The organism is Bradyrhizobium sp. USDA 3315 (assembly GCF_054056795.1).
The window spans coordinates 1,404,419-1,429,659 of sequence record NZ_JBSRYP010000001.1; the positions used below are offsets into that span (position 1 = coordinate 1,404,419).

The following is a 25,241-nucleotide window of genomic DNA, read 5'->3' on the forward strand; positions in this document are numbered from 1 at the left end:
AGACCAAGCGTTAAACCAAGGGTTGGACTATTCCTTCCGGCCTGCGAGCTGCTCTTTCAGGGCAGCGAGCTTGGCGAATGGCGAATTCGGATCGATCGGCCGGTCGCGCTCGCGCGGCGCGCTCGAGGCGTAGGGCCGATGCGACGGGCCGCCCTCGCGCTTGTCGCGGCCGCCCTTGCCGAAATCCCGGCCGCCGCGATCACGATCGCCGCGCTCGCCCTTGCGGTCGCCGCCGAACTTGTTGTCGCGGCGACGCTCGTTGTCGCGGTCGCGACCCTTGCCTTCGAAGCGCTCGCGGCGCTGACCCTTGTCGTCCCTGTTGTCGCGGGCCTGCGCGCCTTCGGCGGGGGCCGCAGCCGGATCCGCGGGCGCGCCCGGACGCGGCGCGCGGAAATCCTGGTGACGGCGCGGACGGCGATGCTGCTCGCGCTTGCTGTTGCCCCCCTCACCGCCGCCTTCGGCGGCCTGGGCGCCCTCGGCGGGCTTGCCCTGGTGACGGCCGCGGTTCCGATCGTGGCCGCGATGATGCGGACGGCGCTCGTCGGAGCGGCCACCGGGACGCCAGACTTCGACCAGCTGCGGCTCGGCCGGCGTCTCCGCGGCGGCGGCAGTGGCTTCAGCTGGTGCTGCCTCAGCACTCGCGGTCTCCGCGGCCGCCTCAGTGGCGGTCTCGGAGGGCGTCTCTGCAGTGGCTTCCACGGCAGGCGCGGACTTGGATACCGCTTCCGAAGCGGGCGCCTCAGCAGCGGGCTCTTCGGCGACAGCGGCGGGCTCCGCGGCAGCTTCTGCCGCCGGCTCGGGCTTGGTCTCGACGACGACCGGCGTCGCCTCGCTGGACACCACCTCGGCAAAGCCGACATCGGGCAGCAGCGCGGCCGACGGTGCGGGATCGCCCGACACTGGCTGATCCGTGGCGGCCTCCGGCGCTTCGGCCACAACCTCGGCGGTGGCACCAACCGGCGCATCCACGGCGGCCTCAGAGGTCGCCTCGACTGGCGGCGTCTCGGCGGCGACCGTCTCGGTGGTCTCGGCCACGGCCTCCGTGGTCTCGGCTACGGCCTCCGTGGTCTCGGCCGGCGCGGCCTCGACGGGCTTCGGCGGCAGCGGCGGACGGCGGTCCATGCGGTAGCCGAGCGCGCGCAGGATCGAGGCAAAATCCTCGCCCGCGGAGCCGGTCAGCGAGGTCATCGCCTGCGTCACGACAAAGCCGCGGCCGTCGAACGCACCCGCAGGCTTCTCGCCCGGCGAGGTCTCGCGCCAGGCCAAAGCGGGGCGGATCAGATCGGCGAGCCGCTCCAGGATGTCGACGCGCACCGCGCGCTCGCCGCACTGGCGATAGCCGAGCACGCGATAGGCATCGCGCGGCAACGCCTTATCGACCGGGAACGACGTGCGGCCGCTGGAGGCGAGATGCTGCACATTCGACAATGCCGCCATATCGGCATTGCTCTGCTTCTCGGCCCACAGCAGCGAGGCCAGCGAGCGCGCCGCGGGCTTCAAGAGCTGCGGGAAATAGATGTGGTAGGCGCCGAACCGCACGCCGTATTTGCGCAGGGCCGCGCGCGAGGGCTGGTCGAGATCCTTCATCTCGGCCGCGATCTTCGCGCGTTCGAGCACGCCGAGCGCCTCGACCAGCTGGAAGGCGATGCCGCGGGCGATGCCCTGCAGGTCCTCGGCCTTGGACAGTTCGAACAGCGGCCCGAGCAGTTTTTCGATATGCGTCTTGAGCCAGAGGTCGAGCCGGGTCTGCACCGCTTCGCGCGAGGCGCCGGTCAGCCGCTCGTCGGAGATGATGCGCAGCCGCGGATGCAGCGCGTCCTCGGCGGCCACCAGCTTGGCCACCGCATCGCCGGTCCAGCGGATGGTGCCGTCGGAGGTCAGCACGAACTGCTCGTCAGGGGCGGCGCCCAGTTTCTCGGCACGCGCATCGATCTCGCGCGCCAGCACCTGCTGGGCGGCGGCTTGCAGCGCCTTGGCGTCGCTGCCGGCCTCGGCCGCATCAGGTGCGAAGGTGAAACCATCGAGCCGGCCGATCACGTGGCCTTCCACGATCACTTCACCGGTCTTGCCAATTTCCGTATTCAAAACTGAGTTCTCCCGCAGGCGGCGCATCAATACACTGGTCCGCCTGTCAACGAAACGCTCCGTGAGCCGTTCATGCAGCGCATCGGATAATTTATTTTCGAGCTCGCGCGTGATCCCCTGCCAGTGGTCCGGGTCGTAGAGCCAGTCCGGCCGGTTGGCAACAAAGGTCCAGGTCCTGATCTGCGCGATCCGGCCCGATAGCGTGTCGATATCGCCGTCGGTCCGGTTGGCCTGGTCGACCTGGGCGGCAAACCATGCGTCAGGGATACGCCCCTTTTGCATCAGGAAGCCATACAGCGTGGTCACGAGTTCGGCATGGGCGGCCGGCGACAGCTTTCGGTAGTCCGGAACCTGGCAGGCCTCCCACAGCCGCTCCACCGCTTTGGCCCCATGCGCCCATTCGCGCACCTCGGCGTCGCGCGCGACGTGCTCGAGCACGCGCAGATCCTCGGCCACCGGGGCCCGCGTCAGTGCCTCATGATTGGGCGATAGCGCCAGCGACACCTGCAACGCGCCGAGCGAGGCGAAGTCCAACTTCGCGTTGCGCCATTGCAGCACCTTGACGGCATCGAAGGTGTGGTTCTGCAGCGCGTTGACGAGCTCCGGCTCGAACGGCGCGCAGCGCCCGGTGGTGCCGAAGGTGCCGTTGCGCGTCGCGCGGCCGGCGCGGCCGGCGATCTGCGCGAATTCGGCCGGGGTCAGGCGGCGGAACTGATAGCCGTCATATTTGCGGTCGGAAGCGAAGGCGACGTGATCGACGTCGAGATTGAGCCCCATGCCGACCGCGTCAGTCGCAACGAGATAATCGACCTCGCCGTTCTGGAACATCGCGACCTGCGCATTGCGCGTGCGTGGCGAGAGCGAGCCCAGCACCACGGCCGCGCCGCCATGCTGACGGCGGATCAATTCGGCGATCGCGTAGACCTCGTCGGCGGAGAACGCGACAATCGCCGTTCTGCGCGGCTGCCGCGTGATCTTGCGGTCGCCGGCGAATTCGAGTTGCGACAGCCGCGGCCGCGTGATGATCGAGGCACCCGGCAGCAGCCGCTCGATCATCGGCCGCATCGTCGCCGCGCCCAGCAGCAGCGTCTCGTCACGGCCGCGGCGGTTGAGGATGCGATCGGTGAACACATGCCCGCGCTCGAGATCGGCCGCGATCTGGATCTCGTCGACCGCGAGAAAGGACACGTCGAGATCGCGCGGCATCGCTTCGACGGTCGAGACCCAGAAGCGCGGCGCCTTCGGCTTGATCTTCTCCTCGCCCGTGATCAGCGCGACGTTGTCGACGCCGGCGCGGTCCGCGATCTTGTTGTAGACCTCGCGCGCCAAGAGCCGCAGCGGCAGCCCGATCAAGCCCGACGAATGCGCCAGCATGCGCTCGATGGCCAGATGCGTCTTGCCGGTGTTGGTCGGCCCGAGCACCGCGGTAACGCCTGCACCGGGCACGCGGTCATTTCCGAACGAAGTTGAGAAAGTCATATTTTGCAGGTGTTTCTTGAATTTGTTGGGGCGCTCTCTGATCCGTCATCCCCGGTACAACGGCGAATTCGCCGTTGTACCTGCGAGGAGCGCGTCAGCGCGTCTCGAAGGATGCACGGCCGAGATCGACCCGTTTGCGGCGATCTTGATGAGACAGCAGGGCCGTCGCCCTTCGAGACGGCCGCTGCGCGGCCTCCTCAGGGTGACGGTGAGGGATTGACGCTCTGGTCTTCACTCCTTCACGCGTCCTTTCACAAAATCTGTCTCACAATGCGACGCTTTCCGCGCCTACCTTAAGCTCTGGAACGACTCTAGAACGAATCGCGGCCGAATCGCTGACTCGATTTGGGACCTGATACGTTCACCGCAACATCTCGGGTAGGCTGACGGCGGCGGCACTAGATCAAGTTTGAGAGGGCTCCACAAGCACAGGATATGCGGACTGAATTCCTTAAGTTCCAGGGGCGTCCGAGTCGAATCAGAAGCGGACAAGAGTCAACTGGATTCCGGTGACGTTCGTTGCATTCCGCGCGCCGCGTAGCGCCTCCGAAGTAACCTCTCCCCTTGTGGGAGAGGTTGGCGCCGCAGGCGCCGGGTGAGGGGTCTGTCTCCGCGGAGCGAACCCCTCATCCCTCCTTCTCCCACAAGGGGAAAAGGGAAGAACTCTTACCCTCGCCTCAGGGTGACGGTCTGGCTACCGCGTAGCCCGCATGAGCGAAGCGATATGCGGGACGACTGTCCCCGGATAGCGCTTCGCTTATCCGGGCTACGACAGAGGGTTACTGCGTCTTCGCCACGCGCGGCGGCGCGGCCGTGGTGACGAAGGAGGTGGCTTCCAGCATGGCCTGGCCGAGCGGGGTCGGGATCGTCATGCGGAACGGCACCAGCAGGCGGGTGCCGGCGATCGGCACGAAGGCGATCTCGATGTTGCGCTGGGCGGCGAGATATTTGATCACCGGGCGATCCGGGATGTAGCCCGAGATCGGCACGAAATAGAGCGCGCAGACCAGCGCCGGGCCATGATAGCCGCGCTCGGCCTTGACGATCTCGACCCGCTTGAAATCGAGCTTGAGGTCGTAGCGCATGCGGCCGTCGAAGATGCCGGCGCCGCTGCGGCAAATATCCGGGCTCATCAATTCGGCATTGCCGGGCGCGCGCAGGAACGAGCCGGTCATCGGATCGAACACGTTCTTCTTCTGCGCATCGGTCACCGGCAGGCGGTCGGGATCGACCGGCGGCTCCGGCTCGATCGCGGATTCCTTGATGCCGCCATTGGCCAGCACCATCCGGATCGTCTCCGACTTCTTCGAGGTGGTGGTGGTCGCGGTGTAGGAGGTGGCGGCCAGCGCGCCGTTGACGACGCGGCCCTGCGAGGCGCCCGCGCCGGAGCCGCCGGAAAACGCCTTCAGAAGGCCCGCGGTGCCGCCCTGGGCCGAGGCGGAGAAGCTGTCGTCGCCGATTTCGATGGTCCAGCTGCCCTTGCCGACCGGGATACCGGCGAGCGTCGCCTCATACTGGGCGTCGAGCCTCCCTTGCGCGCTCGCACGCTCGGCGCAGAACAGCAGCAATGCGCCGGCGCACAGGCCGAGCAGCCGGCCGAGCGGGGGCAAAATGGCAATGGCGGTGGTCACTTAACCTACCTGACGGTCCTGCTATCGGCGCTCTATCCGTTGTCCATTTCGGCGTTCAATTCGGCCGGACAACAAGGCGCATCTTGTATGGAACCTAGACTTGCAGCCGAATACGCCCTTTATATGGTTGCCATATCCGCCGTTAAGTGGCTGGAAGACCTTATGAACCAGCAATTCCGGTGCCCCGCATGCGGCGATATAATCTTGACGCTCGGGTATTCTCCCCCTATACACCCGCGGTTCCTGGAAAATGGACGCGAATTCAAAACCCCCGCGCGGGCCGTGTGATTGCACGCCCTTCGAGCGGCGGGGATGCAATAAGGATTTTGTAAGATGTCCCGGCGCTGCGAACTGACGGCCAAGGGCCCCCAGACGGGCCACAAGGTGAGCCACTCGAACATCAAGACCAAGCGGCGCTTCCTGCCGAACCTGGCCAACATCACCTTCATCTCCGAAGCGCTCGGCCGCAACGTGCGCCTACGCGTCTCGACCAACGCGCTGAAGAGCGTCGACCACAATGGCGGCCTCGACGCCTATCTGCTCAAGGCCAAGGCCGACGTGCTCTCGCCCCGCGCCCTCGACCTGAAGCGCGCGATCGAGAAGAAGGTCGGCAAGCCGGCCCCGGTGAAGAAGGCGAGCTGAGCGAGACGCGGGAGCGGAATTCGCGGAGAGTTTTGAACGGCCGGGTCGATGACCCGGCCGTTTTTGTTTTGGGTCCTTTGCTGCACCGCAGACCTATCGCCAGGGGGCGCTAGCTGGTCAGCCCATCCACCTATCTTTGGTTGTAGGAGCCTTGTCGCGTTTACTCGCCATCCGCTATCTTGATCCGAGCGGTACGATTGCGGGGAGAGTTGTCTGAGCGATATCACGCCGGAGTTATTACAGAGCATACTGGCCGGGGACCCTGAAGAACTCAACGTTCATTTGACACTCGTTCAACAAGACGTTGCGATTGAAAATACTAAGGTGGCGCTCCATTGCCATTGTCTTACCGTTGATGCTGGCGGACATGTAAGAATTGCCCGCCTCGCTGAGTTCATGCGGGCAATGCTGGCTGACTACGCGATACCGAAAAGCAAGCTCGCCGCAGCCCGGGAGCGCGACATCAAGTTTCATTCCTCTGGAGCAGTAAGTCGCCTGCACCACGAGGCGATCAATCTCTTTACCGACCTCGCTAAGACTGGCGAAGGTGGCGAGATGCTATTGTCCGTTCTCTGCGAGCGCTTCCTGAAGATGCCGCAAGTGCTTTGCAAAATGGACCTCAAAACTGACTCAGCAGTTCACTATCATGGCGCTGACGGAGTCTACGCGAGAGTTACCGACGACGGCGTCATTAAGCTCTATTGGGCGGAGTCCAAGGTCTACGAGCATGTAACAGACGCAATTAGAGACTGCCTCACCAGCCTCTCCCCATTTCTTCTTGAGCCCGATAGCGAAGATGCCGGCCGCGAACGCGACCTCTTGCTGCTGAGCGACAAAGCAGACCTCAACAACCAAGAACTAACAAGCGCCTTCCGGAGGTATTTCGACAAGTCTTCACCTCAGTCTAACCGCGTTCAGTATTGCGGCGTTGCTCTCGTTGGCTTCGACGTAGAATTCTATCCAGACGAACACAAGAAAGCTTTCCCGGCTGAGATTGTTGCTGCCGCCCAAAGCGCTATCGAAGAATGGGCCGAGAAAGTCGGAAATCGAATTTCAAAGGAAAAGCTCGACAAGTTTGAGATCGAATTTCTTTGCGTTCCTATGCCTTCCGTCTCTGCATTCAGGGATGCGTTCCTTAAAGCACTTGGAAAAGCACCGTGAACGAGTCGGAGCTTCACGATTGGCTATTATCGGAGGGCATAAGAGATGACTTGGCTCTCGTAACGTTGGCGACCGTCACTTCGGAGTTTGGCTCTATTTCACTCCGAGAGAGCGTTGCAAAACAACTGCACGAACTCGATTGGGAGCGACTTATTCTCGCAGGCAGCTTACTGGCAAAATCCCACCATCGGGATCGAGTGGAAGCCGCACTTCGGATAGCAACCGCCGCGCTGAGCATTGGAGATCGCCGCAATGTTCGCGACGCAGGAGCGATCCTGCTTCAGAAATTATCAAATTATCGCGCAATACAGCTAGCATCAAAGCGCAACCTCCTTCAGCCGGACCTTGAAAGCCGCCTAGGTATCACAGCACGAATCGAGGCATTCGCTAGGAGTTTCGAGAACTCAATACTCGTCGAACACACAGGACAGTGGTTGCACGTCAATCCATTCCAACAAAGCTTTTGGAACGAGGCCCACCGACAAAATTCATGGATTTCAGCTTCGGCCCCGACGGCCTCGGGCAAGACCTTCCTTGTTCTCCAGTGGCTCGTTGACGAGATCAAAACTTCCGGGGCGCACGTCGCCGTCTATCTCGCGCCAACCCGCGCACTGGTCAGTGAGATCGAAGACAATCTCAACACGCTACTGAAGCGATCGGAAATTGAGGATATCGACGTGACGTCTCTACCTCTTTCCGCCAAATATGGTGACGCGAAGAATGGGACGAGAAAGGTAGTTTTTGTATTCACTCAGGAGCGATTGCATCTACTCGCGAATGTCCTGAATACAGATGTCAAGATCGACATCCTTGTGGCAGACGAGGCTCACAAGGTGGGCGATCGACTTCGTGGCGTGGTGCTGCAAGAAGCCTTGGAACGAGTGACGCGCAGCAATCCCCAGATCAGGATGATCTTCGTTAGTCCAGCGACCCAAAATCCAGAGACACTGCTGGACGATGCTCCTTCCACCACCGAGACACAGGCCATCGATAGCGACGTTCCGATGGTCCTTCAGAACGTTATTTTGGCAACCCAACGTCCCAGGCGCACCACCGATTGGGAGCTAAAGCTGCGACGGCCGAATAATGAACTTGTCTCAATAGGAACCCTCGTTCTTCCAGCACGTCCTACCTCGCAAAAAAAGAAGCTCGCGCTGATCGCTGCTGCCGCGGGCCAAAAGGGAGGCACTCTCGTCTACACCAATGGCGCCGCGGAAGCAGAAGAAGTTGCGTCGCTTCTCGGGCAGCTCGTCGACACCGCTACGCCCGAGATGGACCAAGAGTTAGCCGCTCTAGCCGACTTAGCTCGACGTGGTGTCCACGAGTCTTATCTACTCGTTTCGCTTGCGCGAAAGGGAGTCGCATTCCACTACGGCAACATGCCCTCTCTGTTGCGAGAAGAAATCGAGCGGCTCTTCCGCAAAGGGAAAATTCGGTTCCTCGTTTGCACGTCGACTTTGATCGAAGGGGTAAACTTGTCTTGCCGAACAATCGTTGTTCGGGGCCCACGGAAAGGCGTCGGGCAACCAATGGAACCACATGACTTTTGGAATCTAGCTGGTCGCGCTGGGCGATGGGGCAATGAGTTCCAAGGCAATATCGTATGTGTTGATCCTGAAGAACCGAACGCCTGGCCCGACGGTGTCCCTCAGAGAAAGCGCTATCCGATCGAAAGAGAAACCGACTATGTATTTCGGGATCGCGAAGCAATCCAAGAATTCATCGACGGTAGATGGCAGCGAGAAACATCCGGCCTAGGTCAGGTTTCTCAGCTGGAGCAAGTTTGCGGCTATCTTTTAACGCTTTACCTGCGGGAGGGCTCAATACTGTCCGCCCCCTTTGCGAAGCGACATGACCTAGAGTTTCTGCACTCAATCAATGCGTCGCTCGGTCAACTCTCTTCCAACATCTCGCTACCAGCCACACTCGCGGAGCGGCATTCAGGTGTAAATGCAGTTGGGATGCAGCATCTAATGAATTTCTTCAAAGCTTATCCGGGCGATGTTGAAGACCTATTGCCGGCTGCTCCTGAAAGCAGCGACGCCTTTCCTCGGCTCGTAAGAATATTCGAAACTATCAATGAGCATCTGTATCCAGCTTTCCAACCACCGACTCTTGTTCCGTTGCATGTGCTTGTCGTCATTGAGTGGCTAAAAGGATACTCATTGGCGTCGGTTATCAAAGCTCGGATTGCATATCAGAACCGCCGACGACGTCCGTTTAAGCTCCCTCAGCTCATTCGAAACACTATGGAGCTCATTGAGCAAGTAGCTCGATTTCGCGCACCCAAATATTTGTCCGCGTATATGGAGACGCTGAAGCTTCACCTCACTAGTGTAGGTCGCGAGGATCTCATCTCGACTGACATGGATGTCAGCGTCGCATTAGAGTTTGGGGTGTCGACCCGTACGCTTGTTTCACTAATTGAACTTGGGTTGTCTCGAATGACCGCCGTTGAACTCCACGATAAAATCGCACTCGACAATTTGGATCGCGATCAGGCCAGGAAGTGGATCGAGGACCACAATGACCAGTTTGACGGAATGAATATTCCCTCAGTCATATTGAGCGAGGTCCGAAGAAAAGTTCTTGGTATTTTTCCAGACGACGACGTCGCTTCGTCAGCCTCGGCGGACTGACCGTCGCGTCGGTGCGAAATCGCATTCTACTCGACAATCGCGCGCCAAGACTCGAAATTTCCTCGCTTTTTCAAGGCGTCACACCCTATCCAGTCACCTCAAAGAAAATATTCCTCTTCCCCCGACATCTCAACTCACGGGTAAAAACACCGCGTCCCACCTCCTCTAAGAGGAGCGTATCTCGATCGTCGCGGACGTTGAGTGCTGGATGCGGTGGGCGCGAGGGGTGCGCGAGACGACCGTGCCGCATGGCGGACGGTGAAGGTGTGTGGTCTTGACCAGCCAGTGGTGGATTCTTCTTTGCGTGATGACACGTGAAGCAAAACAATCCATCATAATGGGCATGGAGAGATGGATTGTTTCGTCGCTTTGCTTCTCGCAATGACGGCGGCATCCGCGGAGGCTGCAGCAAATTCGCTGACGGCTGCTGCCAATGACAGCGGTGTCATCACTCGCCGCAGCGCGAATCTCTGCTGATGCGCTGTTCGGGCGTGAAGAAACGCTTAACGCCCGCGCCTTAACCAATAAAGAAACCCTATGAATAAAGGCAAAAGCGGCTCCTCGCGCGCCCGTTAATCACAACATCACTGCGCATCATCACGAGCGCATGAGGCGCATGCAAAACGCCACGATCTCTTCCAGATATTAGTGTGCAAACAAGCCGTCCGACACGATTGCGATTCGACGCAGGCCAAGCCCGTATCGTCTCGAACACCGTGAGGGACATCACGGCCGGCACAACTGATTGTGAGGCATGTGCGCCGCACTCTTGGGAAGAAGCCTGGCCGTTCTTACATCACGTCCGAAGAACGACCCCGATAAAGGAATTCGTCAATGCAAGTTCGCGCAGCCGATCCGCGCGGAAGACTGGTGCCTGCGATTGCAACCGCCGCCGTGGCGGTGCTCGCGACGGCCGCCCTCGTCATCCTCGAATTCAACCCGCCCCGCAATGTGCAGGCCGCGGCCGAGCCCGGCATGATCACCTCCGCCGCCGCCAGCAGAGCCGGCGCCACCGTGCTGCCGACCGATCCGGTGACCACCGGCAGCGTGCGGTATCGTTAAGGATTCCGCTCTCTCATCACGTCGTCCCGGCGAAGGCCCATAGGCGCTAAGATAGTTTGATCATAGTCTGATAGTGGCGCTTATGTCTGGGTGGCTCGCGTAGATGTCGCCGGAGAGCGTGACTGGCTCTGCAGAGTAGAGCGATTGCGGGCTGTGGAATGATCGCTTGCCGTAGCGAAGCTACGAGCTGGCGCAGCAGACGCCACGTCACTGGGTGGGTCAGGCGGCGTCGGCCAAGCGGGGAGAGTCTTCGAGTTCGTCGACGAGCGGCTCGAGCAATAGAATGATCAGCAGATGAGCGAGGATATGGGGTCTGGCGGACCGCTCGTCGGTTCCGGGAGGTCCCTTCAGGCCAATCAGGCTTTTCAGCCGCTTGAAGCCGAGCTCAATGCGCCATCGCAGCCGATAGAGGGCGAGGATATCTGCAGTCGTGAAGTCCTCTGGCCTGAGTGAGGTCACCAGGATCACCCAATCTGCGGCGTCAAGTGTTTGCCTGGAGAGCTGATGACCTCCCTTTTGTGCAGTCCGGCGCGCCTTGCGTCGCGCAGCCGCAGCAGCTTGCGCCGGCTTCTTCGCGGCAACCAGACGCACTGCGAGCGGCGGCGCACCTGACTTGCGCTTTATCCAAATCGGCCGATCGATCAGGCCACGCGCCGAGGCGTTGCGCAGTTCGGCAGTGAGGTCAACAAGATTACCTTCGGCATCGAGCCAGCGCGCGCTCTTCCAGCCGGCCCGGATCACGAAGTCCGCATCGGCATCGACGAGATGCGCCATGCGCTCCGGTTGCAGATAGGCGCGATCGGCAAGACGGATCTCACCGGCAACCGCCGGTATCCGATCCAGCGTCTCGCCCGCTCGCTGATCGGTCAGTTCGAAGTGACCAAAGCGCTCCTGCGGAAGATCGAACGCGCTATGGATACGCCACACTGCGTTCTTGTTCCTGCCGCTCGTCCCAGCCTTGGGGACCGTCGTGGCGTCAACAATACGGATCAGACGACCGCGGCTCGCCTTCGGCGCCGCGGCGGCAAGCGCCTGCTCGACCAAGATTGCCAGCCAATCTCCGCACTGACGTAAGCGATACAACAGAGCCACGTTGGAGATATCGACAAGCCCAACCGACGTGGCCCATGCCGCCGTCAACCGCAGCCCTTTCTCACCAAGGCAATAAGCCAAGATCAGGCGCAGCAAGTCGACCGCATTGCTGATCTCCCGCGGACGGACAAACGCCTTCGTCTTGCGCGCGCTAATGTTCAGAGCCTCGGCTCCGCCAAGTCGGGCGACAACGCGCGCCCAATCTTTGTTCACAAGCGATTCGTGTGCCATTCCATCTTGGAATCACAAGCGAATCCAAGGCGCAAATCCTATTTTAGCGCCTATGGGCGAAGGCCGGGACCCATTACCCCGACTGGATGGCGTGGCGCGACGCTGGAGCCGCAGCCCGCTCCTGCAACAGGCTGCGGTGGTTATGGGTCCCGGCCTTCGCCGGGACGACGAGGAGGTTAGAGTCCGTTCGCCAACAAAGGCCGGGACGACCGGAGATTAGACGCCCCGCTCCAGCAACACCCGAAAATCCGCCCGCGCGCGCTGCGCCTCGGCGCGTGCGGCCTCCGACGCGTCGCCGAGACCAAAATAGCCGTGAATCAGCCCCTCGCCGGAATGATAGGTCACCGGCACGCCGGCCGCCTGCAACGCCTCGGCGTAGGCATGGCCCTCGTCGCGCAGCGGGTCGAACCAGGCTGTGGTGACCACCGCCGGTGCCACACCCGCAAGGCTCTTCGCGCGCAGCGGCGAGACGCGCCAGTCGGCGCCCTCAGCCTTGTCGGCGAGATAGTGCCCGCAGAACCACTGCATCGTCGCCCGCGTCAGGAAGTAGCCGTCCGCATTCTCGGCGCGTGACGGAAACTTGGCGTTCTCGCCCGGATCGGCGAAATTGCCGACCACGTCGGTGACGGGATAGACCAACAATTGCCCGGCGAGCCTGATCCCGGCGTCGCGGCAGGCCAGCGCGGTGGCGGCGGCGAGATTGCCGCCCGCGGAATCGCCGGCAACGCCGACGCGGGCGAGATCGCCGCCGAATTCATCGATCCGCGCGACCACGTCGCGGATCGCGGCGAACGCATCCTCGAAGGCCCCTGGAAAGTGCGTCTCCGGCGGGCGGCGGTAATCGACCGAGATCACGACAGCGCCGGTGTCGATCACGAGGTTGCGGGCCTGGCGATCATGCGTCTCGAGATCGCCGGCGACCCAGCCGCCGCCGTGGAAGAAGATCACGGTCGGCGCCGTGCCGCGGCCGTTGCGATAGAGCCGCGCGCCGAGCTTGCCGGCGGCGCCAGCGACCTCGATATCGCGTGCCACGTCGACCGGCGGCGGCGGCACCGCCTTGCGCGCCTCCGCCAACGCCCGGAGCGAATCGCGACAGCTCTGCGGCGTCATGGTTTCGGGATCGCGCAGCGGCAGCAGCGGGATGATCTTCTCAATGACGGGATCGAGCGGAAGCGGCATGGGAGTCCTTCAGTGCGAGTGCGTGGAGTTCAGGTGAGTTGCTTGGAAAGCGTGCCGGCCTCGATCGCTGCGATCTGCAGCGCGATGAAGCGGCTGTAGATGCGGGCCTGCGAGAACGCGCCGCCGGCGAACCAAAGGCCGGGCTGCGGCGTGCGTGTCCACATGTTGCGCAGCTCTTGCGTCGCATCGTCGAAGCCCCAGACCCGGCCGACGCGCTCGGCGACGTCCTCGCCGAACAATCTGCCGACCAGATGGTCCGGGCCCTTGTAGCCGGTAGCGAGCACGAACAGCTCGGCGCCGAGCGACGTGCCGTCCTTCAGCGCAAGACCGGTGGCGGTGATATCAGCGATGTCGGCGGCCTGGATCAGGCGAATCTTACCGTCGGCGATCAGCTCGGAGCAGCCGACATTGAAGTAATAGCCGCCGCCGCGGGAGCGGAACTTCAGCGGCCAGCCGGTGCCGTCCTCGCCGAACTCGAGCCGGAAGCCGGCGCGCTCCAGCCGCGACAGCAACGACGCATCGAGCCGCTTGACCTCGTCGGTGATGATCCTGTGCGCGATCTTCATCACCGGGAGCGGCACGCCGGAATTGAGGATGTCGCGCACCTCGATCGCCGGTCCGTCGCCGAGATAGGTCTTGTCGTAGAGCTGCGCGGGCTCGACATTGACCACCATGGTCGGGCTGCGCTGCACCATGGTGACGTCGGCACCGGCGGCGTGCAGCTCCTGGCAGATGTCATGCGCGCTGGTGCCGGTGCCAAACACGACGACCGAACGCCCCGCCCATTCGCGCCCGGCCGCGAAGGCGCTGGAGTGCAGCACCTTCCCCTCGAAATTCCCGATGCCGTCGATCCTGGGAATGTTCGGCGTGCCGCTGACGCTGGTCGCGAGCACGATGTGCTTCGGATGCAGCGTGCGCGGGCCGCTGGTCCCTTGCAGCGTCACGGTCCAGCGCTGCGTCGTATCGTCATAGCGCGCGCCCTCGAACGAGGTCTCGGTCCAGAAGTCGAGCTCCATGATGTCGACATAGCTCTCCAGCCAGTTCGCGATCTTGTCCTTCGGGATGTAGTCCGGAAAGCTCGGCGGGAACGGGAGGTAGCGAAACAGATTGACCGGCGTCTTGTTGTGCAGCTTGAGCCCGCGATAGCGCAGCCGCCAATTGTCGCCGATGCGCCGCTCGCGATCGACGATCAGGGCATCGAGCCCGATCCGCTTGCACTCGACCGCGGCCGCGATGCCGGCATGGCCGCCGCCGACAATCAGTACGTCAGGCTCGCGGTCGGCATAGGCGCGCGAGGCCTGCCGCTGCTCCAGCCAGTCGGGTGCGGCGAAATCGCGCGCGTGGGATTGCTCGGCAGTGCCGTCGGCGCGCGCCTCGCAGATGCGGTTGAAGTCGAGCATCGTGGAGAACGTCCACGCCGCGGAATTTCCGCCCCTCTCATGCAGCAGGCGGACCGCGCCGGTGCCGGGACCGTTCGACGTGTCGAAGGTGAAGACGGCCTCAATCACCTCGCGTCCGGCCACCACGGCCCGCCGCGGTATCAAGGCACGGTCATCGAGACGAAATCCGCGCGCGCCGGCCGCTTCAGCGCGCGCAAGCAGTTCGGCAACGACGCACTGCCGCCCGCTGAAGGTCGCAAACCGCCAGGAGATGCCGAAGATATTGCGCCAGTGGCTCTCGGGCGCAAACAGCGCGGCGAGAGCCTCGGCGGAGCGGCTCGCGAACGCCGCATCCAGCGCGCCGATCCATTGCTCGGCGGCAAGTTCAGGCGCGTCCTCCGTAGCCGGGTTCAGTTTGTCCAGCATGATCGTGCTTTCTCGGGAGCAGTTGCCGTCTATCTGACAACATGGTCCCGAAAAGCACAACCATCATGCCAAGCCTCATGCAACGTGTTGCGCCAGCCGCGCCGGCTCGGCCTCGCCCTCATCGCCGGCGGGCTCGACCTGCGGCGCAGGCGCCGCGGCGAGTTCCGCTGCTATTTCCTTGGCCAATGCAGTGGCGCCGACATAGTCGGTCTTGCCGGTGCCGAGCAGCGGCACCTTGTCGATGACGCGGATATCGGCCGGCACCGCGAGCTCGGAGGCGCCGACGCTCTTGGCCTGGCGCTGCATCGCGGCGCGGTCGGCGTCCTTCTGCGTGGTGAGCAGCACGATGCGTTCGCCCTTGCGCTGATCGGGCAGCGTGACCGCAACCGACATCGCCTGCGGCCAGATCGCAGCCGCGATCGCCTCCACCGCCGACAGCGAGACCATCTCGCCGGCGATCTTGGCGAAGCGCTTGGCACGACCCTTGATCGCGATGAAGCCCTGCGCGTCGACCGTGACGATGTCGCCGGTGTCGTGCCAGCCTTCAGGCAGCGGCTCGAGCACGCCGGGATTCTCGGCACGGAGATAGCCGAGCATCACGTTCGGGCCCTTCACCGACAGGCGGCCGCCTTCCTCGATGCCGGGGACCGGATCGAGACGGTACTGCATCAGCGGCGAGATGCGGCCGACGGTGCCCTGGCGATTGGCCATCGGCGTGTTCATCGCCAGCACCGGCGCGGTCTCGGTGACGCCATAGCCCTCGAGGATGCGGATGCCGTAGCGCTCCATGTAGATCTGCCGCGTGCGCTCCTTCACCGCCTCCGCACCGGCGATGACGAGCCGCAGCGTGCGGAAGTCATAGGCATGCGCCGAGCGGGCATAGCCGGTGAGGAAGGTGTCGGTGCCGAACAGGATCGTCGCGCCGGTCTGGTAGATCAGCTCAGGCACGATCCGGTAATGCAGCGGCGACGGATACATGAAGATCGGGATGCCGCCGAGGATCGGCATCATCATGCCGCCGGTCAAACCAAACGAGTGGAACACCGGCAGCACGTTGAACACCTTGTCGTTGGCATTGGCATCGACCCGTGCCAGCGCCTGCGCCGCGTTGGCGAGGATGTTGCGATGGGACAGCACGACGCCCTTCGGTGTGCCTTCCGAGCCCGAGGTAAACAGGATGACCGCGGGATCGTTGGCCTTGCGGGCGACGCGCGGCGCGATGCCGGCGCGGAAGCCCGCGACCTTGTCGGCGAGGCCGATGCCGGCCCTGACATCCTCGAGATAGACGACGCGCGCCTGGCGGGCGAGCGCCGCGATCAGCTTGTCGAGCTTGCCCTTCTCGATGAAGGCCTGCGAGGTCAGCACGGTCTTCACCTGCGCCGCCTTCATCGCCGCCAGCACATTGACTGGACCTGCCGAGAAGTTGAGCATCGCCGGCACGCGGCCGATGGTCTGCAGCGCCATGAACACGACGGCAACGCCGGCCGAGTTCGGCAGCAGCACCCCGACATTCTCGCCGACCGCGGTGCCCTGCTCGAGCTTGCGGCTCAGCACCTGGGCGCCGAGGATCAGCTTGCGATAGGTCAGCTTGGTGCCGAGCGCGTCCTCGATGATCGGCTTCCCGGTATCGCGGTCGCGATAGGCGTGGCCGAGGCCCTCGAACAGCGTATGGTCGAGCATCGCGTTCTGGACCATGGCGTTGATCATCACGTCCTGCAGCGCGGCGCCGGCGGCATTGCGGCGCGCCTTGCCCCTCAGCGACTGGTCGACCGGCAGCTTCACCGGCGGCAGGATCGAGATCGTCACCTTGGGGAACCAGGAGCGCTTGATCTCGCCATTCTTGAGATAGCTGAGATGCGAACGCTGCGCGCCCTCGATGCGGACCGGAACGACGACCGCATCGGCCTTGTCGGCGATCATCGCGGTGCCGTCATAGACCTTCATCAACGAACCGGAGACCGTGATGCGCCCTTCCGGGAAGATCACCACCGGCTCGCCGGCGGCGACCAGCTTGATCAGGTCGCGCGCGGCCAGCGGCTTGGTCGGGTCCATCGTGTAGTGCTTGATCATCTTCAGGAACGGCTTGGCCCACCACGCCTTGGAGATGCCGGTGTCGACCGCGAAGCTCGCATCGATCGGCAAGGTGGCGTGCAGCAGCGGGCCGTCGACCAGGCTGACATGGTTCGGCGCGATCAGCATCCGCGTACCCGATGGCGGCAGATTCTCCATGCCGCGCACCTCGACGCGGAACAGCGCCCGGAACAGCAGCGCGCCGAAGTCGCGCACGCCCTCCTTGCCCCACTTGCTCAGCACGAACCAGACGGTGCCGAAGCTCGCGACGGCGAGGCCGAAGAAAATCCAGGCGATCGGCAGGCCGATATATTGCAGGGCGCCGACGAACACCGCGCCGGCGACCATGAAGCCGGCCTGCAAAATGTTGCCTGCGGCGATGATGCGGGCGCGCTCGGACGGCGCGGTCCAGGCCTGCACGGCAGCGAACGACGGCACCACGAACAGGCCGCCGCCGAAGGCGAACAGGAAGAAGTCGGCCAGCATGCGGAAGCCGCCGAACGAGGTCGCGAATGCGGCCGCGGTGACGTCCTTGCCAAGCGAGGTGGTGGCGATCGCCCAGGCGAGGTCGAGGCCGACCACGCCCATCACGATGGCGCCGATCGGCACCAGCGCGAGGTTCGGGCGGACATGGCTCAGCTGCGCGGCGAACAGCGAGCCGGCGGCAATGCCGATCGCGAACACGGCAAGGCACAGCGTGACCACACCCTCGGTGCCGCCGACGCCTTCCTTGATCAGCGCGGGCAGCAGCGACAGCACGATCGCGCCGACCATCCAGAACCAGGACACGATCACCATGCCGTCCCACAGCCGCGGCTCGGCATAGAGCGACTTCAACAGGCGCACGGTCGAGGTCCAGGGATTTTTGGTGATCGGCAGATCCGGCGCGGACGGCTGCGTCACCGGGATCCGTGACGCAAAGCCCCAGGACAGCACCGACAGGCCGACCACGGCGGCACAGATCCAGCCCATGTGGCTGGCGCCGGCGACGAACATGCCGCCCGCGATGGTGCCGATCAGAATCGCCATGAAGGTTGCGCCCTCGACCAGCGCATTGCCGGTCGCGAGTTCGGACACCGACAGCTGGTCGGGCAGAACGGCATATTTCACTGGGCCGAACAGCGCCGCGACGATGCCGAACAGCGCCAGCGCGATGAACAGCAGCGGGATCGAATGAGTGAAGAAGCCGGCGGCGGCAAACGCCGCGGCGAAGATCTCGAAGAACTTCAGCCGGCGGGCGACGACGGATTTGATGTAGCGGTCGGCGAGCTCGCCGCCGAGCGCCGACAGCACGAAGAACGGAGCGATGAACACCGCCCCCGCGAGCTGGACCAGCGCCGGCCCCTGCTCGTTGGCGACGCCATACAGCAGCATGATGACGAGCGCGTTCTTCAGCACGTTGTCGTTCAACGCCGAGCAAAACTGCGACCAGAACAGCGGCGCGAAGCGGCGGGACGTCATCAATTCCTTGATCATGACCGGTTCCTTGGGTTAGCGCGCACGGCGCTGGCAGGCCTGCGAATTCGGGTGGCAGAGAATGGTGAGCGTGGAGAAAATGACGGGGATGCCGCAGCCTTTAGTCTTTTCCGCAACGTATCGGTTCGAAGGCGCGCAAAATCGGTCGCACCGGGACGTCGCGACATTGCCCGCCAGAGATGTACGAGACCTTATCCAGACCTGGGGTTGATCGACGCCGGACGGGCTCGCAGGGGACATGGTGAGCGCTTTGTTGAGGTTTCGCCGACAATTGCGGCCCGCGTGCTTCAGGTCAGTTCACTCAAGCCGCCGAACGGCGACCATCGGCAGTTGCGCGACTTGCAGCGGCCTCCGCTCGCAGCCGCCTGGCGCGGCGCGCGCCGATCCGCGCGCCGCTGCTCCAGGACGCCTGCGACGTCACAGGCGCGGGCAATCCGCTCGATCGGCGCGGTCGCCAGAGTGAGGACGGCGCGGCCGAAGTCCTTCACGAGCTCGATCGCGTCATCGACAAGGGTGGTGGTCAATTGAAGTGCTAGGGTCTGCATTTGAGTGGCCTCCTATGCCAACTTGAGCAACGCTCAAATTAGTAGTATGAAAATGAACATTGTTCAAGAAGAATCGCGACGAGACCGAAAAAAACTTCAGCGGCGAGCCTTGCTGATCGAGATCGCGCGCCGGTCAATCGCCACTAAAGGATTGAGATCACTCAAGGTTCGTGATGTCGCCGAGGCCGCCGGCTGCTCCATCGGCAGTGTCTATAATGAGTTCGGCGACTTCGACGGGTTGATCCTGACCGTGAACCGGGAGACCGTTCACGCCCTGACCACACGCCTCAAGGCGGTCCCGGCCGACGATCCCCTGCGCCAGCTACACGGACTTGCCGACGCCTATCTCGGCTTCGCCACCGAGCACGCCAATCTGCTGCGCTCGCTGTTCGAGCACCGGATGGAGGACGATCGGCCGTTTCCGGAAGACATCCTCACGATGGTGATGGACGCGTTCGCGCTGATGCATGCGCCGCTGCTCCGGTTGCTGCCCGATCGCGATCCCGGCGACGTCGCGCTGCTGTCGCGGACGATGTTCTCCGCGGTCCACGGCATCATCTCGCTCGGCCTCGAAGAGCGCATGGTCGCGGTCCCGCCTGAGATGCTGCGCGAGCGCCTCGCGCAGTTCGTCGACACGCATCTGGCGGGGCTCGGTGTTTCGCGGCGCGCGTAATCACACCGGATGCGCTTCGATCAGGTTTGATTGCGTGCAATGGGGCCTGGGTGGGCAAGGGTCCAGAGCGGTTCGAGGAACACGACACTGGTACCTCCCTCACGGAAGACGAGCTTGAACTCGATCCGCCCATCCGCGGTGATGGAGGCGGAATGCAGTCCGGTATTGCCGTCATAGCGCAAGACGTCGTCGACGACATATCCGGTGAAGCCGCCGGAAAAGCCCGGCCCGGGTACACGGCTGTGCGGCATCGCCGGGCCGTTCACGAGATAGCCGGTCGCGACACCGTCCCGATCGACATTGGTGACGATCATCATGAATTGGCGGTGCGAATTGATCCATCCCTGGTCACTCACCCACACGCCGAGAAAGCGGCGGACATTGTCCGGTACGTCGCTTGCCGGCGCGCGAACGCGATAGGCGGGAAGCGGCAGCTGCTTCTCGGCGGCCAGCGCGGTGATCCGCTCGACATCCTGCTCCGGCACGATGCCGTGATCCTGTGGCACAAGCCAGTGCGCCAATTCGGCCAGAGGATGCCACATCCCGTTGGCGAGCGGCGGCACGGATGCGAATGATGCGAAGGCGATCACCGACAGGCCGGCGATCATCAACCATCGGGGAAGCGCGGCCAAGCGTGCCGCGATGCCGCGGGGAGCGGACGTTCGGCGCGAGACGTTCTGCGATCCATGATCGTGCGGCGGCGGCACCGGCCTGGCGTCGAGGCGATAGCCGCGGCGAGACACCGTCTTGATGATGCGGTGGTCATCATCGCGCAGCTTCAGGCGCAGCTCGCGGATGCACTGGACGAGCGAGTCGTCCGAAACCGCGACGTTACCCCAGACCGCCTCGTGCAGATCCTGCTTGGATGCCAGCCGCCCGGCATTGCCGGCGAGATAGCCGAGCACCGCGAATGATTTCGGCCTGAGATCGAGATCGACGCCATCCACGCGGGCTACGCCGCGGGCGAGATCAAGCTCAAAGGAATCAAATATCAAAACGGATTCAGTCGCCGGGTCCATAGAGGTCACTCCATGCCCACAGACGGCACCAATCGGGAAAATTTAGCAGGAAATTCGCCGTTCTGTCACTTCTTCATCAGGACTTCCCTGGCGCGAAGCCGATAGTCGCGAACCGGCCCAGCATCATCTCCGGGCTCGCGGGAGGTTGGCCATGTCGAGTACCCGGTTTGCCATGTTGGTCGGGGCCGTTCTGGCGCTTGCGGCGGTGCGACCGGGACCCACCCAGGCGCAGGACGTCGTAAGGGTCGGGCTGGTGATGCCATTGACCGGCGTTCTGGGGCCGGTCGGCAAGCAGGCGGTCGCCGGGGCGCGGCTCTACATGGCGCAGCACGGTGACATGGTCGCCGGCCGCAAGATCGAATTGATCGTCCGGGACGATGCCAGCCTGCCCGACAATGCCAAGCGCATTGCGCAGGAGCTGATCGTCAACGACGAGGTCGCGATCCTCGGCGGCGGACTGACGCCGAGCGTGCTGGCGCTCGCGCCGCTTGCCAATGAGAGCAAGACGGCGACCGTCGTCATGGTATCGGGCACGTCGATCGTGACCGAACGGTCGCCTTACTTCGTGCGCACCAGCTGGACGCACGCGCAGCAGGCCAGCGTGCTGGCGGATTGGGCGGCGCGGAACGGATCGAAACGGGCCACCATCATAGCGTCCGACTGGGCACCCGGGCGCGAAGCCGCCGGCGTATTTTCGGCGAGCTTCACCGTGGCCGGCGGAACGATCGTCGAAGCGCTGAAAGTGCCGCTGGCCAACCCCGATTTCGCGCCGTTCCTGCAGCGCGCGCGGGATGGCAATCCCGACACCCTGTTCATTTTTGTCCCGACAGGCCAGGCCGGTATCCTGGCCAAGCAGTTTGTCGAGCGTGGGCTCGACAAGAGCGGGATCAAGCTGATCGGCCCCGGCGACATCGCCGACGACGAGGACCTGCCGGGCATGAGCGATGCGATGATCGGCATGATCACGGCGGGGTTCTACTCCGCCGCGCATCCATCCGACCTGAACCGCGACTATGTCGCGGCGTTTCGCAAGGCCAACGCGAATGTTCGACCGAACTTCATCAGCGTCAGCGCCTATGACGGCATGCATCTGATCTACGAGGCGCTGAAGGTGACCGGCGGCAAGACCAATGGCGATGCGCTGGTCGAAGCCATGAAGGGTATGGCCTGGGAAAGCCCGCGCGGCCCGATGTCGATCGACCCGAAGACGCGCGAAGTCGTCCACGACATCTACATTCGCAGGGTCGAGAAGGTCGGCGGCGAGCTCTACAGCGTCGAGCAGGAGACGTTCAAGGCGGTCAAGGACCCCACCAAGGTCGCGAACCGATGAGGGAGGCGCAGTAGCAGCTGATCCGGCTTGGCGCGTAGGCCTTTGCGGTGTCCCGGCATAGCGGGTGACGGCCGACACAGGACTTGCGTTCAGACCATCCCCCCTGCAACACGACCGATCCCGAGCCAGCAAACCAGCCTCGTCCAACGCCACTCCGACGCTTCAGGCGCGCGCCCGCGCAATCGTGCCGCCGACGATCTGCATGGCAACGCCGAGCACCCAGCCCGCCATGATGGCCGCGGTCCAGCCGATCTCCGGCTCGCTGCGCAGCACGACGACGCCAACCGAGAAGAACGCAACCATCGTCGCGAGGAAGGTCCCGATCGCGCCGAGCAGCTCCGCCGCGTCGATCTTGCGCATCGACGCCGTATCCTTCGGATGGAACAGCTTGGGGGGTGTATCGATGCCGAGATAGAAGCCGATCGCTCCGCCCAGCATCATGACGAGCAGGAACGCCTGCGAGGTCAGCGCCGAGACGCTCGAGCCGACATGGATGGCGACAAACAGACCGCTTGCGGCTCCCGCCAAAGCAAGGCCGAAGCGCTCAAGGACGTGGGCAAATTTTCTGACGTGGCTGCGCATGGCTGTGCCTCATCAATGAATTGCGCCGCTATTAGGCTAGGCCTTTTCGCAGCAACGCGAAAGCGGTCACCTCTCACATGGCCGCGACCACGTGACGCTTTGTGCGCTAGTTCACACCTATCGCGGCATGGAATGATTAAAGAGCGATCAAAGGTAGCAAACGATCCGGTCCCTGCTACGCTGCGCCATCCGCTTCATTCGTTTCAGCGAGCGTCTTTCAATGCCGAGTCCGAAGATCATTATTCTGTCCGATGGCACCGGCAACGCCGCTTCCAGCGTCTGGCGCACCAATGTCTGGCGGATCTTCCAGTCGCTCGATTTGCAGGGCAATACGCAGGCCGCCAAGTATGATGACGGCGTCGGCACGTCGAAATTCATTCCGCTGGCAATCCTCGGCGGCGCCTTCGGCTACGGTCTCAAGCGCAATATCCTCGACGCCTACAAGTTCATCTGCCGGAACTACGACCACGCGAACGATTCGAAGGTCTACCTGTTCGGATTCAGCCGCGGCGCGTTCACCGTGCGCACGCTCGCCGCACTCATCCTCGATCAGGGCCTGATCGTCGCGGACACTGAATCCGAGCTGCACGACGGCGCGGTGAAGGCCTATCGCGCATACCGGGCCGAGGGCTACCACTCGATCTGGCGCATCGAGGTGCTGTTCCGCGCGCTGCGCGACTATGTTCTTGTGCCGCTGTGGGATCGCCTTCGAGGCAACAAGCCGTATGCAAGGATCGCGCGGAAGCCGGTGCCAGCGATCGAATTCATCGGCATCTGGGACACCGTCGCGGCCTATGGCCTGCCGATCGACGAGATGACGCGCGGCATCTCCAACTGGGTGTGGCCGCTCGAACTGCCGAACCGGATTCTCAGCCCAAAGGTCAAGTGCGCGCGACACGCGCTGGCGCTCGACGACGAGCGCACGACCTTTCATCCGGTGCTCTGGACCGAGCAAGAGCCGGGACAGCCCGCGCCCGCGGTGCCGACCAGCATCGATGGCGAGCGCCTCGTCCAGGTCTGGTTCGTCGGAATGCATGCTAATGTCGGCGGCGGCTATCCGGACGACGCCGTCGCATTCGTGCCGCTGGCCTGGCTGGTCGACGAAGCCGTCAAGCGCGGCCTCGCATTCAAGAGCGCACCGATCGCCGACCCTGACGCGATCAAGTCAATCAAGTCCTCCGAGGACAAGGATGGCCGCCTCTACGATTCCCGGGCCGGCCTCGGCGCGTACTACCGGTACGGTCCGCGCAAGGTCGCCGACCTCTGCAACGATCCTTATGCCGGCGTCAGCGTGCCGATGCCGAAGATCCACGAGAGCGTGTTCGAGCGGATCGACAGCGGCGCCAATGCCTATGCCCCGATCGGACTTCCGCCGAACTACGTGGTCGTCTCGCGCAGCGGCCAGGTCACCCCGCTCGGCGCCAATACGTTTGAGACGCCTGCGGGCGCACCGGCGCGCTATGCCGCGCAGGAGAAGCTGTGGAACTACGTCTGGATGCGGCGGATCGCCTACTTCGCCACGCTGGCGGCGTCGCTGCATCTGGCCGCGTTCTGGCTGTTCCATAACCAGCACAAGGAGCACGAATTCAGCTCACCTGTCAGGATGATCTCTGAGCTGGTGCGCTTCGTTCAATCGTTTCTGCCCGATTCCTTTCATTGGTGGACCGATTGGTACGCCGGCAACCCGGAATGGTTCGCCGGCGGCATCCTCGCTGTCATCGTGCTGATGGGTGCAGGCAGTTCGCTCAGCGCCACGATTCGGGACAGGATGCGGATCATCTGGCGTGACCGCGCGAAGCCGACGCCACTCTCCGGGTTCATGCACGATGCGATCTATCGATTCCGTACCAGCGCGGTCTATCAGTGGATTCTCAATGTCGGAAAGCGGCATGTCGTCCCTTTCCTGCTCACGGCCCTGCTGGTCTGGTTCAGCGCGACGCTGGTCAGCCACTTCCTGTTCAATCTCGCCGATTCGACGGGGGCATTCTGCAAGGGCACTGCAACGGACAAGCTTGTCGCCGTCGACAAGGGCATCCCGCAGGATGCCGCCGACTTCGACACCGGCGCCATCTGTGCGCCGACCGGTCTCAAGGTGCGCACGGGATTCAAGTACGAGATCGCGATCACGATGTCGGAGCCATGGGAGGACGCCGGCCGCGCGGTGACGCCGATCGGATACCGGACCTCGACCATCGAAGGCACAAAGCAGTTGCGCGGCTATTTTGCGATCTTCCTGCGGCGGATCCTGTTCCGGCCGTGGTTCAGGCTGATCGCACGGGTCGGAGAGACCGGCGTCGACGAGTATTTCCTCGACCCCCTGCCGGTGTCGAACACCGACCCGCAGGTCTACAAGGCGAGGTTCACCGCTGATCGCAGCGGCGAGATCTTCCTCTACGTCAACCAGGCCGTCATCAGCCTGCCCTGGGTCTGCGGATGGTTCTACGTCGACCATAAGGGCAAGGCGAAGGTCACGGTGCGGCTGCTGTAGGGAGCCGCGATCGGGCCCACAGCATCGCGGCCCAACGGGTGCGCACGACGTG

Annotated in this window: 16 protein-coding genes; 7 read left to right on the top strand and 9 right to left on the bottom strand. The window is 63.4% G+C overall.

Translation table 11 applies throughout. The annotated features are described in order from the left end of the window. Positions 1-27: 27 nt before the first annotated feature. Both ACVIYL_RS06535 and ACVIYL_RS06540 read right to left on the bottom strand, forming a co-directional pair. Positions 28-3,564, bottom strand: coding sequence for a helicase-related protein (locus ACVIYL_RS06535; RefSeq protein ID WP_456778038.1), 3,537 nt, complete (start codon positions 3,562-3,564; stop codon positions 28-30). Positions 3,565-4,343: 779 nt separating this feature from the next. Then, the gene (locus ACVIYL_RS06540) at positions 4,344-5,174 is read right to left on the bottom strand and encodes a DUF3108 domain-containing protein (RefSeq protein ID WP_168858678.1); all 831 of its coding nucleotides are present in this window, start codon (positions 5,172-5,174) and stop codon (positions 4,344-4,346) included. A gap of 354 nt (positions 5,175-5,528) precedes the next feature. On the opposite strand from ACVIYL_RS06540, the gene rpmB reads away from it, so the two are divergent. The 4 genes from rpmB (at position 5,529) to ACVIYL_RS06560 (ending at position 10,699) form a co-directional block, all read left to right on the top strand. Next, positions 5,529-5,837 (top strand): 50S ribosomal protein L28, encoded by a 309-nt coding sequence (gene rpmB / locus ACVIYL_RS06545; RefSeq protein ID WP_028341882.1) that lies wholly within the window; start codon positions 5,529-5,531, stop codon positions 5,835-5,837. Between the two features lie 282 nt (positions 5,838-6,119). Beyond that, positions 6,120-6,998, top strand: coding sequence for a HamA C-terminal domain-containing protein (locus ACVIYL_RS06550; RefSeq protein ID WP_456778039.1), 879 nt, complete (start codon positions 6,120-6,122; stop codon positions 6,996-6,998). Beyond that, positions 6,995-9,637 carry a DEAD/DEAH box helicase gene (locus ACVIYL_RS06555; protein WP_456778040.1) on the top strand — a complete coding sequence of 881 codons (2,643 nt, stop codon included), beginning with the start codon at positions 6,995-6,997 and terminating at the stop codon, positions 9,635-9,637. Before ACVIYL_RS06550 ends, ACVIYL_RS06555 begins: the two co-directional genes overlap by 4 nt. Positions 9,638-10,471: 834 nt before the next feature. Then, positions 10,472-10,699: a hypothetical protein gene (locus ACVIYL_RS06560; RefSeq protein ID WP_016843499.1), complete on the top strand. Its 228-nt coding sequence runs from the start codon at positions 10,472-10,474 to the stop codon at positions 10,697-10,699. A 219-nt stretch (positions 10,700-10,918) separates the two neighbouring features. Here ACVIYL_RS06560 and ACVIYL_RS06565 read toward each other — a convergent pair whose 3' ends face one another. From ACVIYL_RS06565 to ACVIYL_RS06585, 5 genes are all read right to left on the bottom strand, one after another. Further along, positions 10,919-12,004 (bottom strand): IS4 family transposase, encoded by a 1,086-nt coding sequence (locus ACVIYL_RS06565; RefSeq protein WP_253604643.1) that lies wholly within the window; start codon positions 12,002-12,004, stop codon positions 10,919-10,921. A gap of 234 nt (positions 12,005-12,238) precedes the next feature. Then, entirely contained in the window at positions 12,239-13,201 is a 963-nt protein-coding gene (locus ACVIYL_RS06570; protein ID WP_456778041.1) for an alpha/beta hydrolase, read from the bottom strand. A gap of 29 nt (positions 13,202-13,230) precedes the next feature. Further along, positions 13,231-15,006 (bottom strand): NAD(P)-binding domain-containing protein, encoded by a 1,776-nt coding sequence (locus ACVIYL_RS06575; RefSeq protein WP_456778042.1) that lies wholly within the window; start codon positions 15,004-15,006, stop codon positions 13,231-13,233. Positions 15,007-15,081: 75 nt separating this feature from the next. Next, positions 15,082-18,552, bottom strand: a complete 3,471-nt coding sequence (locus ACVIYL_RS06580) for an acyl-[ACP]--phospholipid O-acyltransferase (RefSeq protein WP_456778043.1) — start codon at positions 18,550-18,552, stop codon at positions 15,082-15,084. 287 nt (positions 18,553-18,839) lie between these two features. Then, entirely contained in the window at positions 18,840-19,097 is a 258-nt protein-coding gene (locus ACVIYL_RS06585; RefSeq protein WP_456778044.1) for a hypothetical protein, read from the bottom strand. A gap of 52 nt (positions 19,098-19,149) precedes the next feature. Here ACVIYL_RS06585 and ACVIYL_RS06590 point away from each other — a divergent pair, with 52 nt between their 5' ends. Then, positions 19,150-19,770, top strand: coding sequence for a TetR/AcrR family transcriptional regulator (locus ACVIYL_RS06590; protein WP_456778045.1), 621 nt, complete (start codon positions 19,150-19,152; stop codon positions 19,768-19,770). 20 nt (positions 19,771-19,790) lie between these two features. Here ACVIYL_RS06590 and ACVIYL_RS06595 read toward each other — a convergent pair whose 3' ends face one another. Next, a complete protein-coding gene (locus ACVIYL_RS06595; RefSeq protein WP_456778046.1) occupies positions 19,791-20,789 on the bottom strand; it encodes a winged helix-turn-helix domain-containing protein in 999 nt (332 codons plus the stop codon). Between the two features lie 151 nt (positions 20,790-20,940). Between ACVIYL_RS06595 and ACVIYL_RS06600 the strand changes: the two genes are divergently transcribed. Beyond that, entirely contained in the window at positions 20,941-22,119 is a 1,179-nt protein-coding gene (locus tag ACVIYL_RS06600; RefSeq protein WP_456778047.1) for an ABC transporter substrate-binding protein, read from the top strand. A 162-nt stretch (positions 22,120-22,281) separates the two neighbouring features. Here ACVIYL_RS06600 and ACVIYL_RS06605 read toward each other — a convergent pair whose 3' ends face one another. Next, entirely contained in the window at positions 22,282-22,701 is a 420-nt protein-coding gene (locus ACVIYL_RS06605; RefSeq protein ID WP_225163223.1) for a hypothetical protein, read from the bottom strand. A 220-nt stretch (positions 22,702-22,921) separates the two neighbouring features. Here ACVIYL_RS06605 and ACVIYL_RS06610 point away from each other — a divergent pair, with 220 nt between their 5' ends. After that, positions 22,922-25,189: a DUF2235 domain-containing protein gene (locus ACVIYL_RS06610; protein ID WP_456778048.1), complete on the top strand. Its 2,268-nt coding sequence runs from the start codon at positions 22,922-22,924 to the stop codon at positions 25,187-25,189. Positions 25,190-25,241 lie beyond the last annotated feature (52 nt).